Genomic DNA, 14,848 nt, shown 5'->3' with positions numbered 1-14,848 from the left:
TGTATTTTATCTCGTTGCTGCCAATGATCGTTAATTCAAATTTGGTTTACGGCGATATTAAAAACTGCGGGATAAATGCCAAAAGCAAGGTCTTGGCTTCGGTGTCGCGAGTAGAAACTCTTAAAACTGGAATTTTTTAGCCTTCATAAACAATGCCACTTGCTTACTGAAGAATTAGTTTAGCTAAACTATTTCCATAAATCAATAACTTTAGCGGCTAAAATTCATGCCGAAACCATAAGGCAACGGTAAACTGTGTACAATCTTATCTTATTTACTAACATTCTTCGCATCTTAGAAGAACGAGGAATGACAAAAAGTGAATTACATGAAGTTTCAGGTGTATCTATTTCATTTTTGTCTGATCTCACCAATGGTAAGGCGAATCCATCGTTAAAGGTCATGGAGGCTATTGCTGATGCCTTAGATACTCCATTACCTATCCTTTTGGAGTCAACCGATCTTGATCAAGACTCTCTGGATGCGTTAGCCGGTGGAAAAATGCCTCGGAGTCTTCCTGAAGGGTATGAACGGGTATCGGCTATTGTTACTGATCATCAGGCTTATATCATAAGAAAATGGCATGAGGCCGCACAAAATAAAATCGATACCAGAACCAGCTAAACGATAGCAAATTCAATATGTACCAGCTAAAGCCTCCAATATGGAGGCTTTTTTATTATCATAAAACAAACAAAATATCCGTTGTTCTTGCGCCAGCAAAATTTTCGTTATATCGTATGTAGCACCTAATTATGCTATCAAACGAGAATTCCGGCATCATGCAACCTAACGTTGAAGAAACATCAATAGGCTCCAGAGCAAAAGAAAAACTGCGTAGAGACTTAGGGCCACTCATCATTGATGCTCTCGAAGATAAGATGACCGCCGAAATTATGCTCAATCCTGATGGCAAATTATGGATTGAAACATTTGGTAAGCCCATGCGCCACATCGGGGATCTTTCTTTCGTAAGAGCTGAAGCCATTATAAAAACTATCGCTGGTTATCACGGTAAAGAGATAACCACTCTAAAACCAACGCTTGAGGGTGAATTACCTATTGACGGTTCACGTTTTGCAGGACAACTCCCACCAGTAGTTAGCGGCCCAACTTTTGCTATACGCAGAAAAGCAGTATCAATCTTCACTCTTACTCAATATGTAGAAAGCAACGTAATGACAGCGCATCAAAGCGAAGTCATTAGAAATGCGATCAGAAACCATCGGAATATTTTGGTTATTGGTGGCACCGGCTCCGGTAAAACCACACTTGTAAACGCCATTATCAATGAAATGGTTGTATTCGATCCCAGCGAACGAGTTTTCATCATTGAAGACACCGGAGAAATCCAGTGTGCCGCTGAAAATTGTGTTCAATATCACTCAACCCTAGAAGTCACAATGACGATGTTACTAAAAACCACATTACGTATGCGGCCAGACCGCATTCTGGTTGGTGAGGTTCGCGGTGCAGAAGCATTAGATCTTCTCGATGCTTGGAATACTGGCCATGAAGGAGGAGCAGCAACCCTACATGCAAATAATGCGTTAAGTGGTTTAACCCGATTGAAATCTCTTATCTCACGTAATTCGTCAGCACCAGCGGAAATAGAACCCCTTATTGCAGAGGCGGTTCACATAATAATTCATATAAGTCGTACTCCAGAAGGTCGCCGCATACAGGAAGTTGTTGAAGTTTCAGGTTATGTGGACGGCAAATATATTACTCGCAATCTTTGAGGAGAAGTACAAATGCAGATGACCATGCCGAGTATCAACATTAGTAACAAAACCATGCTTTTGTTAGGCATTGCTTTGCTGCTGATGTTATCTACACATCCGGCATTAGCATCGAATACGAGTGGAGGAGGGCTACCATTTGATGAATGGTTCACCAAAATTCGTCAGTCTGTAACCGGCCCGTTCGCATTTACAGCCGCAATAGTTGGATTAGTAGCAACCGGTGCCACCCTCATTTTTGGAGGGGATATGAATGGCTTTATGAAAACGTTGATTTTTATTGTTCTTGTAATGTCCTTCTTAGTAGCTGCTCAAAATACACTGGCGGCGATCACAGGCCAAGGTGCCCAAATCGCTATGACATTTAAATTCATGGAAGCGGGGTCTATATAACAATGGCCTTACGCACGATCCCCATTCGTAAATCCGGTAATCGACATAACCTCTTCATGGATGGGGATCGTGAAATGGTTATGTTTTCTGGTTTGTTAGCCGCCATCTTGATATTTGCAGCTCAAGATTGGCGAGCTTTCTTTGCTGGTGTGGTTCTCTGGTTTAGTGCTCTTTGGCTATTAAGACTAATGGCAAAATCAGACCCCAAAATGCGACAAATTTATATGCGCCAGCGCCTCTATAAAAAATATTATCCTGCAAGATCAACTCCGTTTCGAATCAATACAGAAGCGCAAGGAAAGCAATACAATGATTGAATATATTCCTATAGCCTATGGAATATTAGGATTTTTATTGGTTCTAATCCTATTTTCCTTAATACGCGCTGCAAATAACGAAATTAGCTTAAAAAAATTTCGGTCAAAAGATGCTGGGGTATCCGATTTACTTAACTATGCAGCTGTTGTAGCAGATGGCGTAATCGTGGGTAAAAATGGCTCCTTTATGTCTGCATGGCTATATAAAGGTGATGATAATGCGAGTAGTACTGACGCCCAACGAGAGCTAATTTCATTTCGTATCAATCAAGCATTTGCCAAAATGGGTTCTGGCTGGATGGTACATATAGATGCCGTTCGACGCCCTGCGCCAAATTACAGTGAGACAGGAGCATCACACTTCAGAGATCCAATATCAGCGGCAGTTGATGAAGAACGTCGTCAATACTTTGAAAGTTTAGGGACGTTATATGAAGGCTTTTTTGTCTTAACCTTAACGTGGTTCCCTCCATTACTGGCGCAAAGAAAAATAATAGAATTGATGTTTGATGATGATTCAGAAAAACACAGTAAAACATCACAAACTCATCACTTAATCGAGCAATTCCAAACAGAAACAAAAAATTTCGCAGATCGTCTTTCTTCATCAATATCACTAGTTCAATTATGTAGTGAAAAAGTAACCAATGAAGATGGCAGCGAAGTTACCCATGATAATCTACTGAGTTGGTTGCAATTCTGTTTAACCGGAATTATTCAACCTATATTATTACCAAACAATCCAATGTATATAGACGCTCTAATTGGTGGCCAAGAGCTTTATGCTGGCGTTGTTCCACGAATAGGCCGCAAATTTATTCAATGCGTGGCTATTGAAGGTTTCCCATTAAATTCTTATCCAGGAATATTATCTTCATTGGCTGAGTTAGCTATTGAATATCGCTGGTCAACACGATTTATATTTTTAGATAATTTTGAAGCGGTAAGTCATTTAGAAAAATTCCGTAAGAAATGGAAGCAAAAAATTCATGGTTTCTTTGATCAGATATTCAACACTGGTCGCGGAGCTGTCAATGAAGATGCTTTGAGTATGGTTGGCGATGCCTCAGCAGCCATAGCAGAAACGAATAGTGGCATGGTTAATCAAGGATACTACACAAATAACATCATCTTAATGGGGGAAGATAGGGCGCTTGTAGAAGCTTCAGCACGTCGAGTTGAAAAAGAGATTCAGCGTTTAGGGTTCGCATCCAGAACCGAAACGATAAATACAATGGACGCATTCTTTGGATCTTTACCTGGTCATGGCGTGGAAAATGTTAGGCGACCTCTCATGAACACCATGAACGTTGCTGATATGATTCCAACCAGCACTATTTGGACTGGTGAAAACTACGCCCCTAGTCCTCTATATCAGCCAAATGCTCCAGCACTCATGAGTTGTGTTACAAACGGCAGCTCTCCTTTTAGGTTAAATCTACACGTTCGTGATCTAGGTCATGGTTTTATGTTTGGCCCAACACGTTCAGGAAAATCAACCCATTTATCAACTATTGCCATGCAGTTTTTAAGATATTTAGGCTCTCGCGTTTATAGTTTTGATAAAGGGATGTCAATGTACCCCACTTGTAAAGCTGTTGGGGGAAATCATTTCACTGTTGCTGCCAATGATGACAAATTATCTTTCGCTCCGTTATCAATATTAAAAACCAGGAGTGATCAAGCGTGGGCAATGGAATGGATAGATACTATTCTGGCGTTAAACGGGGTTACAACAACAGCAGCCCAGCGTAACGAAATTGCAAAAGCAATCGTCAATATGGCAGCGAGTAATTCTAAAACCATATCTGAGTTTTCATTATTAATTCAGGATGAAGGTATAAGGGATGCACTGAAACAATACACAGTTGATGGTTTGATGGGCCATTTACTTGATGCAGAGGAAGATGGATTAACTCTTGCGGATTTCATAACATTTGAAATTGAAGATTTAATGAACCTAGGCGAAAAATTTGCGCTTCCAGTTCTTCTTTATTTATTCCGACGTATAGAAACATCTTTAGATGGTCGACCAACATTAATCATTCTTGATGAAGCATGGATAATGTTAGGCCATGACGTATTCCGTGAAAAAATTCGTGAGTGGCTTAAAACCCTCGCTAAATTGAATTGCAGTGTATTAATGGCTACTCAAAACCTTTCTGATGCAAGTAATTCTGGAATATTAGACGTTATTGTCGAATCTACCGCCACGAAAATTTATCTTCCTAATGTTAACGCCAGAGAAGAATCTGCGGCAGCTCTCTATACCCGAATGGGCCTTAACCCTCGCCAAATTGAGATCATCGCTTCAGCGGTACCAAAACAAGATTACTACTTCGTAAGTGAGAAAGGTCGCAGGTTATACAACCTTGCATTAGGCCCGTTAGCACTCGCATTCGTGGGAAGTACAGATAAAGAGTCCATTGCTGCGATCAAGGAGTTAGAAGCCCGATACGGTGATGCTTGGGTACATGAATGGTTACGAATCAAAGGCATTAGCCTTAATGATTATGGAGTTGCAGCATGATTTTCAATCTGTTCAAAAAGAAAGAAAAAATTTTAGCGGCTAAAGTTTCTCAAACCGATAACCCATATTTAAATGCACGTCGGACTTGGAATGGTCATGTTTCAGGGGTTATGTCAGCTATTCAGATCTGGCAGGTAGTTGGCATACTGGCTCTCCTAATTGCTTTAACAGCCGTAGGAGGAAGGTTATGTCAGCTATTCAGATCTGGCAGGTAGTTGGCATACTGGCTCTCCTAATTGCTTTAACAGCCGTAGGAGGAATAATTAAGATTGGTAGCCAGTCAAAATTTGTTCCTCTGGTTTTTCAGCAAGATAGTACGGGGAATACTCTTTCTGTAACTCGCGCTGACAAGATACCTGATGCAAAAATTGAAGACTATAGGACTACAGCAGCTAAGTTTATTGAAAATATTCGGCTAGTTACCGCTGATTCAAGTTTACAAAGAAAGGCTGTTTTACAAACTTATTCTTATCTATCCGCGAAAGATCCATCAACAATAAAAGCCAATGAATACCTTAATAGCAGTAAAGAAGCTAATCCATTTAATCGGGCAACTAAAGAATTAGTCAGTGTTGATGTTAAATCAGTAATGATTATTTCAGATGAATCATGGCAAGTAGATTGGGAGGAAACATTGAGGGGAAGAGATGGAACTCTAAAAGGTAAACCATACATGATGAGAGCCATTGTTAATTTATATCAGAATCAACCAACAGATGATAATGCAGAAGTTGAAGTGTTACGTAATCCCCACTTTATCTTTGTTCGTGATTTTAATTGGTCAAAACCACTTTAACTAGGGGCTAAAAAATGAAAAAAACAATTATCTCTATATTAGCCCTTAGTGTTTTGGCTACACCCTCATATTCTGTTCTTGCTGATGATTTAGCCGACCAATATTTTTCAAAAGAAACTCGGCAATTAACACCTCAAGAAAAAGCCGCGATTGCTATTGGTGAAAAATGGCAAACAGGCAATGCTACCAGCAAACCTGTAGCGGCGGCTGATGGATCTATTCGGTTTATTTTTGGTTCCGGACAAATTCAGATTTTATGCGCTGTTCTTCAAGTTTGTGATATTGCATTACAACCAGGAGAGCAAGTTAACAGCATTAATGCTGGCGACCCACGCTTTATTGTTGAACCTGCTATTACTGGATCTGGTGCTTCTGAACAATTACATCTGATTGTGAAGCCATTAGATGTTGGCCTAGATACATCGCTTGTCGTCGGAACAGATCGCAGAACATATCATTTTCGTCTTCGTTCTTCCCGCAAAGAGTTTATGCCGTTAGTTTCATTCACCTACCCCGAAGATGCTCAAGCTAAATGGGCAGCAATTCAGGCGAGAGAGAAGAAAGAGAAGACTGATAATACCATTCCACAAACTGGTGAATATCTTGGGAACTTAAACTTCAATTACGATATTTCCGGATCAGCTCGTTGGAAGCCAACCCGAGTATATAACGATGGTACAAAAACCATTATTGAAATGTCGTCTGAAATGCGTCAGTCCGAAGCACCAACTCTATTAGTTGTTAGAAAAAATGGAGGGGTGTTCAGTGACCCTGAAACGGTAATGGTTAACTATCGAGTACAAGGAAATCGTTACATAGTAGACACGATTTTTGACAAGGCAATGCTCGTTGTCGGTGTCGGCTCAAGTCAAGACCGCGTAACAATTACCCGAGGGAAATAACAATGCGGAAAATTCTTGTTCTGACTTTATTAGTTTTCAGTATCGCGGGGTGTATATCCTCACCAAACGGCAATTATGCGAGTGCGCCAATTGGCTTCGATCAAAAAATGGCAGAGGACACAGTTAAACAACTTGTTTTGTTATACCCGCCAGCGCATACCCGCTTCACTTTAAAGCAGTCTCCTACTGATGCTTATGGTGCATATTTAGTTAAATCTCTTCGCCTTAAGGGTTATGCCATAGCTGAGCTATCACACACAGATAAGCAAGCTGCAAGTAAAACCGCGTTCTCTTCAAGCACAAATATGACGTTGGAATACATCGTTGATTCTGTAGCCAATACAAATCTTTATCGTGTCACGATAAATGTGGGTAAACAGACATTAAGTAGGGCTTACGTCTCACAGAACGGCAGTATCTATCCGTCAGTATCTTGGGCGAGGAAGGAATAAGACTATGGCAAATGCAAATACCGATAATCAAATGTCTCCATCCAACTCTCCTGGTTCAATAGGAAAAACGGGTGTTCGTCGAGTGAATAATCTTCCGCTAATTATTGTTCTCTCTGTGATAACAATATTTATCGCTATTATTGCTATGGTTGCAGTAAAAAGGTCTGACCAACAAAATCAAGCCCCTGAAACCCCAAAATCAGAAAAAACAGTTAGCAGCTCTTCAATGGCCGCAGATATTGTCGCTGGCCATAATAACGGTATTATCCCACCAGAACAGATTACCGCCCCAACTCAACCATCAGAACCAACTGAGCCAACAGAACCAACAACAGCGATTCCAGTTGCAAAAGTTGATAACCCAAATGAACCACCAGTACCTCCTCGTAATAACGGGAGCCGCCAAGATATACCTAACGATCCCGATTTAGACCGTATAAAAATGGCAAAGCTGCAACAATTTGAAGAAGCAGTTAAAGCTAAGACAACTGTTTCTATTCCAACACTTCGCGATAATGCAACCGGCGCAGATGGGGCAACACCGACAAGAGATCAAACCTTGGCGCGCTTAGAAGCTGTTCGGCGTCAAATTGATCAAACACAAAATGAAGACCCAACTTCGGCCTACAAAAAACGCTTACAGCAATTGCAAGGTAATGGCGGGATGAGCGGAGATAACGCGAGTTCTGGCGGTGATGGCCTTGCTACATCCAGTAGCAACGATATTGAACAATTTGCCGGTACTGGCGTAACAGACCGTTGGGCATTGAATACAAAAGTTGAAGCTCCTCGTTCACCATTTGAAATTAGAGCTGGTGCGGTTGTTCCTGGCGTAATGATCAGTGGCGTTAATTCTGATTTGCCTGGTCAAATAATGGGCCAAGTGACACAAGATGTATTTGATACTCCAACGGGCAAATATCTATTAATTCCTCAAGGAACTCGGCTGACTGGCTCATACACAAGTGATGTCGCTTTTGGTCAGTCAGCAGTAATGATTGCTTGGCAACGTATGATTTTCCCTGATGGAAAGGCGCTAGATATTGCAGCAATGCCCGGAGCTGATAGTGCCGGTTATTCCGGCTTCCGAGATCAAGTTAATAATCATTTATTCAGGATATTTTCCTCAGCATTCCTACTCTCTGGCGTTACTGCGGGGGTGACGTATAGCCAAGGGAGAAATGAGAACAGCAATGGGAATAATAGCCCTACCGCAAGCAGCGCATTAAGTGAAGCGTTAGGTCAACAGTTTGGCCAAGTCACCGCCCAAATGATTGCCAAGAATTTAAACATTGCACCAACTTTAGAAATTCGTCCTGGTTATCGCTTCAATATTATTGTCATTAAAGATATGACATTTAAAAAACCTTATAAATCATTTGATTACTAACCTTTGAGGGATGTGTTATGACTTTTTTAAACAACCGTTCTTTAGCCGCTAAAATTATGTTCTTGGTCGCGCTATCAGGTTCGCCAGTAACACAAACATCCTATGCGGGTGGTATTCCGGTAATGGATTTGACCAATTTAACGCAAAACATCATGACTGCGATGGAAAGTGTAGCGCAGACACTCAAACAGATTGAACAGTATAAAACTCAGCTTCAGCAATACGAGAATATGCTGCAAAACACTATGGCTCCGGCTGCATGGATATGGGATCAAGCCAACAACACAATTAACGACTTAATGCGTTCTGTAGACACATTGAATTATTACAAACAGCAGGTTGGCAGTATTGATAAATACTTGGATCAGTATCAAGACGTCACTTGGTATCGCAACTCTCCATGTTTCAAAGGTAAGAGCTGTTCACCTCAACAGATGCAAGCAATTCGCGACACTATCGCTGCCAGTTCTGAAGCACAGAAACGCAGTAATGATGCAATGTTACGCGGCGTGGATCAGCAACAAGTATCTCTACAAAACGATGCCCGACAGTTGGTGAACTTACAGCAACAAGCCCAAGGAGCTACAGGGCAAATGGCAGCAATGCAATACGCCAATCAATTAGCCAGTTCCCAAACTAATCAGCTTTTACAAATTCGCGGTTTACTGCTGGCACAACAAACAGCGACAGCTACACGCGCCGCCGCAGTTAATGCAAAAGAATCGATTGAAACAGCTGGGGCCGAGAGTTTCCGAGCTGGCAGCTTAGATAAAAGCCCAGTGAAAAAATGGTAATCATAGGAGATCGCATGAAAATGAAAAAACATCTTTTTCTGGCGTTAACAATCTCAGTTGTTGGTTTTCTAGTTGGCTGCGACAACCCAACAGTTGCAACAGAAAAACAGCCATGTGAAAACAAAAATGAGTTAACAAAAGCTGAACAACAGGCGATTGCTAGTGACTGTTTTAGAACTGGTAATTTCGAAAAAAGTCCTGATAAAAAGTGGTAACGCCATGAAAAAGATCTCTCTGTCCGTATTAGCTGTAGTGCTCCTGATTGTGGCTGTTCAGGCGCAAGCTGGCACCGGCATTAATAGTGCTGGCTTACTTGATGACATATTAGAACGTTTCGCTAATACGGCCTCCGGATGGGGAGATCGCATAGTGAGCTATGGTCTGTGGCTATTTTGGGGACTAACCCTTCTTAGCATGGTATGGACTTACGGCATGATGGTATTAAAGAAATCGGATATTCAAGAGTTCTTTGCGGAAACAATACGTTTTCTAGCCGCCACCGGTTTCTTTTTATGGATATTAGTTAATGGCCCAGCCATTGCTATTTCAATCATTAATACCTGCCGCCAAATAGCGGCTAACGCTTCTGGTTTAAGTAATGCTTTATCACCGTCAGGCATTGTAGATATTGGTTTCGATATTGCCGGAAAAGTGGTTGATAAATCATCTATATGGTCACCGGCTGACTCCACTGTTGGACTGTTGGTTGCAACCGTTATTTTATGCATGTTGGCCCTAGTCGCAATCAACATGCTCTTAATGCTAATTACCGGCTGGCTCTTAGCTTACGCTGGCGTTTTTATTCTTGGATTCGGCGGTGGCCATTGGACTCAAGATATTGCCATAGCGTATTACAAGCAAGTACTCGGGGTAGGTATACAGACTTTCGTCATGATCCTCTTAGTCGGTATTGGGCAATCATTTATTGACCAGTATTACGCGGCGATGGGTGATGATATGGCCCTTAAAGAATTGTTGGTTATGCTCGTTGCTTCCTTCGTTCTATTAATGTTAGTTGCTCAATTACCACCAATGTTTGCAGGAATTGTCGGAGCCGGTTCTGGAGGCGGTTCATTGGCGTTCGGTATGGGGGCGGCCCTTGGGGCAGCAGGTATGGCCGCAGCTACAGCAGGTGCCGCAGGTGCCGCCGCAATCAGTGGAGCAACAAGCGCCGCAGGTGGAGTGTCAGCGCTTCAGGCAGCATTTGAATCAGCGCAGCAAAGCATGGACGCTGGCAGCAGCCCTGGTGGTGAAGGACGTAGCTCTTCAGGTGGAAGTCTTTCAGAAGCAATGGGAAGGGCGGGGGGTTTTGCTAAGTCGATGGGATCAAGTCTTGTCGATGCTGCCCGTGATGTTGCTCAAGAAAAAGCTGGAGCAATAAAAGACTCAATTCAGGAAAGAGTCTCTGAAACCACTGGTGGAAAAATGGCTGACTCGATCCGTGAAAGTAGTGGAATGAATAATGGAAATGATAACAGTCAATTTGATGGTGATGGTCTAGGGGCTGGAAACAATGCAGGAAATAGCGCTTCTACACCAGAAACCGATGAAGAAATGATTGATCAATTTGTTAATAAAAAATGATGGGCAGGAGCTTAATTATGAACACAACAAATACATCAGCAGGAGAATAACTATGGTTTTCCTTGATCTACCACCTCAATTACATGAGCGCGTTGTTTGTTCAATTACCTCTGCATTAAAGTACGAGGTACCGGCCAACATTGTACTTGGTATCGCTGAAAAAGAAGGCGGTAAGCCAGGGCAATGGGTCAAAAATACCAACGGTACTCACGATGTTGGCCCATTACAGTTTAATACTCAGTATTTAAAAGAATTAAGCAAGTATGGAATTACCGCAGAAGATGTCGCTCAAGCGGGGTGTTATTCATATGATCTTGCTGCCTGGAGGTTGCGTGGCCATCTTATGAATGACAAGGGAGATATATGGACAAGAGCCGCCAATTATCATTCCCGAACACCAAAGTTTAATGCGCCATATCGTGCTGACCTGATACAGAAAGCAACTAAATGGGGAGATTGGCTTGAAGCGCGATTTGTAACTTATACGGTTACGACTCCTGGAGCGGCCCCTGCGAGGATTGCTAGCAGAATTACGACTGTAGCCAAACCACAAAGTGAAATTGTTAAGAAAACAATTGAAGTTAAATCGATTAGTAATATTGAAAAAAAATACAATCCGGCAGCAGCTCAAGCGCTTGCTTCCGTATTTGCTCCCAAAATGGGAAATAATTAATACAGGTATCACTCAGTTTTAAACGGTTAAATGTAGTTAAAATTTGCTAACTCACAAAATCCCCAATTCTGGCGTGATTTTGGCGGAGCTTGCCCAATTGATAGAAAGGCATTTAAAAATGAAAAGCTGGTATCTGTTATCATACAAATATGGACAGGTTAAAAGAGTTCAATTTGGTTTAGATAGATTGGGCGTTAATAGTTTTAGCCCAAGTATACAGGTGGAAAAAGTTAGATCTGACAGCGGAACTATACGCCTTGTAAATGAACCGATGTTTCCTACATATTTATTTGTAGAGTTTGACATTGAGTCAATACATACAACAACAATAAGTTCAACACTTGGCGTAAATTACTTTGTTAAGTTCGGAACAGAACCAAAACCAATTCCATTATCACTAATACACCAACTAATGAATAGGTCTGAATGTAGTAGTCAAAGAAATGAAGAAGTCGATGAAATAGCTACTATCCCAGATAAAAAATTACGCTGCGCTTTATTTATTAAGTTGATAACGCAGATACCAGATAGTTATGAACAAAATTCATTAATTAAAACTCATCATTTACCAGCTACACAGCAAACATTATCTAGCTAATAGCATTAAAAAGGCAGACAAAATGCAAAGAGAAAACCTATTATTTATCATGGTAGCAATCATTATTTCATCATCAGTATACGCTGATGATGGCAGTGATGATATTTATCGTATAAGCGATGACTATATATCAAGTATTCAAATTGAACGCCCTATATTAGTGAGCAGCAATACACCAAGTCGCCTACTATCGGCCTCATCATCCTCTCCGCAGATTGTAGAACCACCTAAAAAACCGACCATACAACTTGTCGCTCTCAACAACATAATTCAAAGTGGGATACCCTCCCCAATTGAATTCAGAGGTGGAGGAGCTGATAATCAGTCGTTCTATGACGCAATACGAAAAATAGCGCCTACTGGATGGACAATATCAATCTCAGGCGACATAGATAAAGATTTTAAAAATAAGAAATTCAAATGGGTAGGAAATGACCTATGGTTGAATATTCTACAAAGGGTTTTAGCTGAGAATAATATTAACGGTTATGTGAACTGGTCATTAAAGAGAATTTCATTTGTTTATTCACAAAATGAAAAAAACAAGCAAACTACATTGATTACACCAAATGTTCCGATGACCACAACCTCAGTTGCCGTTCAGAACGATAACAAGAACCCATTTAATAGCAAGAGTGCTATTAGCAAACCGACTCCAGAAAAAATAATACCGCCACTAAAAATATGGAATGCCAATGTGGGATTAACGCTACACAGTACACTTCTAAAATGGAGTGGTGAAGTGCCATGTAACATTATAGGCAAGTGGACTATAAACTGGAACTCTTCAAAGGATTATTCGATAGACTCAGCTTTAACATTCAGAGGCGAATATCTTGATGCAGTAACCCAGCTTTTTAATTTGTATAAAAAAGCAAATTCCCCGTTATTTATTGATGTGTATAAAACACAATGTTTAATCATTGTTAGCGATGCTAGCGAAAATAAAAAATAATTTGGGCGACATATGAAAATTAAATTAATAACTGCTTGTGTCATGGCGGCGCTGCTTTCTGGTTGCTCAATTGGCCGTATTAATAAAGTAATAGATTCCGCGCAGTCAGATTCTGAAAAAGTCAGCAATATGATTGCAGAAACGGCAACTGTTAGACCGCCAGTTAAAATCCATGATGAGCAATGGATTAACCCTATTCCGATTAAGTCAGCAACAGCAGATATTCCGGCAGCAATGATTAATTGCGTGATCACTTATAAACCAGTACGGCCTCAAGATGTGTATCAGTTCGGCCAGGACGTTACGCAGCAGTGCAATATTCCAGTTCGAATTTCACCTGATGCAGCCGCTATGTTATCAGGCAATAGCAGCACTGGAGGCGGTGGACGGCCAACCAATCAAATGAGCAGCGTTCCAGCTCCGATTGTTCCCCCTGAAGCTAACGGCATGGTTCCACTACAGACGTTGGGAACCATGCAACCAGGTAACAATGGTAGCGTGGCTTATAGCGGCGGTGTAGCCCGTAAAATTACAGATGTGGCATTCTCTGGCAACGTGGCACGTCTACTCGATATTGTCACTTCTCGCCTTGGCGTGTCGTGGCGATATGAAAACGGTGAAATCACTATTTTCTATCTCCAAACTAAGCGATTTGATATCGATACAACAAACGCCAAATACTCGCTAGAAAACCAACAAAAAAGCGGCTTATCAACCCAAAGCGGAAATTCCGGTAGCAGTAATAACTCGTCAAGTGGGATATCTGGTACTAGCGGCTCTAGCACACTGCAAACAACTGAAATGTCGAATGATATCTATGGAGACATTCAAAAAACGGTTGAAAGTATGTTAACGCCAGGAGTAGGGCGAGTAAGCATAAATCAAACCTCTGGTGTCGTTGTTGTAACCGATGTTCCCAACGTGGTGCGTAATATTGGTGAGTATCTGCAAGATGAGAACAGTAAACTTTCCAAACAGGTTTTATTTAAAGTTGTCATTTACACTATTACATCTGAAGTTTCTGATAATGTTGGAATTGATTGGGATATTATCTTTAAATCCCTGTCAGGAAAATATGGTATAAACCTTGCCAGCTCATCAGGATTAAGTACCGATTTGGCGAATGGGAGTTTTGAAATTTTAGATACTGCTACCGGTAAAGCAGCTCAATTTGCCGGTTCTCAGTTCATGCTTCAAGCATTGTCAAAACAAGCTAATGTAACAGATACAAAAACGCTTAATTTAATGACCACAAACTTGGCTACAGCTGGCTTATTAATCGGTAAACAAACCACTTATTTACAGCGTTCATCTATAACATCAATTGGTAGTGGTAATTCGTCTGAGCCGGTTCAGTCATTAGAACCAGGACAAATAACCACTGGTACCAATATTGTTATATTACCAAAAATATTAAATGATAATGAAAAGATGATGTTGACAATGATGTTAGATATAACGTCATTGAATAAATTAAGGAAAATAGATACCGCAGATAAAAAATTAAGTATTGAAGGGCCGGATTCTGATTCCAGTTCTATTCCACAACGGATTTGGTTGAAACCAGGTGAAACAATCCTCATGAGTGGCTTTGAACAGATTGTGAAGGATGGCAGTAAGCAGGGCATGGGTGATCCAAATAATATCATTATGGGCGGTAACATGTCAGGCAGTGATAAGAAACAGTCTTTCGTCATTACTATTACGCCTATTCTTCGCTAA

The 14,848-nt window shown here is 41.1% G+C and carries 17 protein-coding genes; all 17 read left to right on the top strand.

Going from position 1 to position 14,848, the window contains the following annotated elements:
* The first annotated feature begins 255 nt into the window (after window positions 1-255).
* The 17 genes from DA391_RS24005 to DA391_RS23930 all read left to right on the top strand — a co-directional run bounded on the left by DA391_RS24005 (window position 256) and on the right by DA391_RS23930 (window position 14,848).
* Entirely contained in the window at window positions 256-624 is a 369-nt protein-coding gene (locus tag DA391_RS24005; protein WP_108088386.1) for a transcriptional regulator, read from the top strand.
* A 158-nt stretch (window positions 625-782) separates the two neighbouring features.
* Entirely contained in the window at window positions 783-1,742 is a 960-nt protein-coding gene (trbB, locus tag DA391_RS24000) for a P-type conjugative transfer ATPase TrbB (RefSeq protein WP_108088403.1), read from the top strand.
* A 12-nt stretch (window positions 1,743-1,754) separates the two neighbouring features.
* Window positions 1,755-2,135 carry a TrbC/VirB2 family protein gene (locus DA391_RS23995; RefSeq protein ID WP_011988438.1) on the top strand — a complete coding sequence of 127 codons (381 nt, stop codon included), beginning with the start codon at window positions 1,755-1,757 and terminating at the stop codon, window positions 2,133-2,135.
* 2 nt (window positions 2,136-2,137) lie between these two features.
* Window positions 2,138-2,452, top strand: coding sequence for a conjugal transfer protein TrbD (locus DA391_RS23990; RefSeq protein ID WP_011988450.1), 315 nt, complete (start codon window positions 2,138-2,140; stop codon window positions 2,450-2,452).
* Window positions 2,445-4,982 carry a VirB4 family type IV secretion/conjugal transfer ATPase gene (locus DA391_RS23985; RefSeq protein WP_108088385.1) on the top strand — a complete coding sequence of 846 codons (2,538 nt, stop codon included), beginning with the start codon at window positions 2,445-2,447 and terminating at the stop codon, window positions 4,980-4,982. Before DA391_RS23990 ends, DA391_RS23985 begins: the two co-directional genes overlap by 8 nt.
* On the top strand, window positions 4,979-5,197 hold the full coding sequence (locus tag DA391_RS24770) for a hypothetical protein (RefSeq protein WP_206186979.1): 219 nt from the start codon (window positions 4,979-4,981) through the stop codon (window positions 5,195-5,197). The genes DA391_RS23985 and DA391_RS24770 overlap by 4 nt, the downstream gene beginning before the upstream one ends.
* The gene (locus tag DA391_RS23980) at window positions 5,170-5,778 is read left to right on the top strand and encodes a VirB8/TrbF family protein (protein WP_206186978.1); all 609 of its coding nucleotides are present in this window, start codon (window positions 5,170-5,172) and stop codon (window positions 5,776-5,778) included. Before DA391_RS24770 ends, DA391_RS23980 begins: the two co-directional genes overlap by 28 nt.
* Before the next feature lie 14 nt (window positions 5,779-5,792).
* The gene (gene trbG, locus DA391_RS23975; protein WP_108088384.1) at window positions 5,793-6,680 is read left to right on the top strand and encodes a P-type conjugative transfer protein TrbG; all 888 of its coding nucleotides are present in this window, start codon (window positions 5,793-5,795) and stop codon (window positions 6,678-6,680) included.
* Between the two features lie 2 nt (window positions 6,681-6,682).
* Window positions 6,683-7,132 carry a conjugal transfer protein TrbH gene (locus DA391_RS23970; RefSeq protein WP_108088383.1) on the top strand — a complete coding sequence of 150 codons (450 nt, stop codon included), beginning with the start codon at window positions 6,683-6,685 and terminating at the stop codon, window positions 7,130-7,132.
* A gap of 4 nt (window positions 7,133-7,136) precedes the next feature.
* Window positions 7,137-8,522 (top strand): TrbI/VirB10 family protein, encoded by a 1,386-nt coding sequence (locus DA391_RS23965; protein WP_108088382.1) that lies wholly within the window; start codon window positions 7,137-7,139, stop codon window positions 8,520-8,522.
* Between the two features lie 17 nt (window positions 8,523-8,539).
* Window positions 8,540-9,316, top strand: coding sequence for a P-type conjugative transfer protein TrbJ (gene trbJ / locus DA391_RS23960; RefSeq protein ID WP_011988458.1), 777 nt, complete (start codon window positions 8,540-8,542; stop codon window positions 9,314-9,316).
* A gap of 14 nt (window positions 9,317-9,330) precedes the next feature.
* Window positions 9,331-9,531, top strand: a complete 201-nt coding sequence (gene trbK / locus DA391_RS23955; RefSeq protein ID WP_159074590.1) for an entry exclusion lipoprotein TrbK — start codon at window positions 9,331-9,333, stop codon at window positions 9,529-9,531.
* A 4-nt stretch (window positions 9,532-9,535) separates the two neighbouring features.
* Entirely contained in the window at window positions 9,536-10,900 is a 1,365-nt protein-coding gene (trbL, locus tag DA391_RS23950; protein ID WP_206186980.1) for a P-type conjugative transfer protein TrbL, read from the top strand.
* A 52-nt stretch (window positions 10,901-10,952) separates the two neighbouring features.
* Complete coding sequence (locus DA391_RS23945; protein ID WP_108088379.1) at window positions 10,953-11,573, top strand: conjugal transfer protein TrbN; 621 nt, start codon at window positions 10,953-10,955, stop codon at window positions 11,571-11,573.
* Between the two features lie 118 nt (window positions 11,574-11,691).
* A complete protein-coding gene (locus DA391_RS23940; protein WP_108088378.1) occupies window positions 11,692-12,171 on the top strand; it encodes a transcription termination/antitermination NusG family protein in 480 nt (159 codons plus the stop codon).
* Window positions 12,172-12,193: 22 nt separating this feature from the next.
* On the top strand, window positions 12,194-13,126 hold the full coding sequence (locus DA391_RS23935) for a TcpQ domain-containing protein (protein ID WP_108088377.1): 933 nt from the start codon (window positions 12,194-12,196) through the stop codon (window positions 13,124-13,126).
* Between the two features lie 12 nt (window positions 13,127-13,138).
* On the top strand, window positions 13,139-14,848 hold the full coding sequence (locus DA391_RS23930) for a PilN family type IVB pilus formation outer membrane protein (RefSeq protein ID WP_108088376.1): 1,710 nt from the start codon (window positions 13,139-13,141) through the stop codon (window positions 14,846-14,848).

The organism is Yersinia massiliensis, assembly GCF_003048255.1.
In the GTDB taxonomy this organism is placed as follows: domain Bacteria; phylum Pseudomonadota; class Gammaproteobacteria; order Enterobacterales; family Enterobacteriaceae; genus Yersinia; species Yersinia massiliensis_A.
This window is presented reverse-complemented; position numbering and strand designations above follow the sequence as displayed.

Coding starts and splice junctions, on each gene's coding strand:
- trbB (WP_108088403.1), top strand. CDS start 783: ATGCAACCTAACGTTGAAGAAACATCAATAGGCTCCAGAGCAAAAGAA.
- DA391_RS23995 (WP_011988438.1), top strand. CDS start 1,755: ATGCAGATGACCATGCCGAGTATCAACATTAGTAACAAAACCATGCTT.
- DA391_RS23990 (WP_011988450.1), top strand. CDS start 2,138: ATGGCCTTACGCACGATCCCCATTCGTAAATCCGGTAATCGACATAAC.
- DA391_RS23985 (WP_108088385.1), top strand. CDS start 2,445: ATGATTGAATATATTCCTATAGCCTATGGAATATTAGGATTTTTATTG.
- DA391_RS24770 (WP_206186979.1), top strand. CDS start 4,979: ATGATTTTCAATCTGTTCAAAAAGAAAGAAAAAATTTTAGCGGCTAAA.
- DA391_RS23980 (WP_206186978.1), top strand. CDS start 5,170: ATGTCAGCTATTCAGATCTGGCAGGTAGTTGGCATACTGGCTCTCCTA.
- trbG (WP_108088384.1), top strand. CDS start 5,793: ATGAAAAAAACAATTATCTCTATATTAGCCCTTAGTGTTTTGGCTACA.
- DA391_RS23970 (WP_108088383.1), top strand. CDS start 6,683: ATGCGGAAAATTCTTGTTCTGACTTTATTAGTTTTCAGTATCGCGGGG.
- DA391_RS23965 (WP_108088382.1), top strand. CDS start 7,137: ATGGCAAATGCAAATACCGATAATCAAATGTCTCCATCCAACTCTCCT.
- trbJ (WP_011988458.1), top strand. CDS start 8,540: ATGACTTTTTTAAACAACCGTTCTTTAGCCGCTAAAATTATGTTCTTG.
- trbK (WP_159074590.1), top strand. CDS start 9,331: ATGAAAATGAAAAAACATCTTTTTCTGGCGTTAACAATCTCAGTTGTT.
- trbL (WP_206186980.1), top strand. CDS start 9,536: ATGAAAAAGATCTCTCTGTCCGTATTAGCTGTAGTGCTCCTGATTGTG.
- DA391_RS23945 (WP_108088379.1), top strand. CDS start 10,953: ATGGTTTTCCTTGATCTACCACCTCAATTACATGAGCGCGTTGTTTGT.
- DA391_RS23940 (WP_108088378.1), top strand. CDS start 11,692: ATGAAAAGCTGGTATCTGTTATCATACAAATATGGACAGGTTAAAAGA.
- DA391_RS23935 (WP_108088377.1), top strand. CDS start 12,194: ATGCAAAGAGAAAACCTATTATTTATCATGGTAGCAATCATTATTTCA.
- DA391_RS23930 (WP_108088376.1), top strand. CDS start 13,139: ATGAAAATTAAATTAATAACTGCTTGTGTCATGGCGGCGCTGCTTTCT.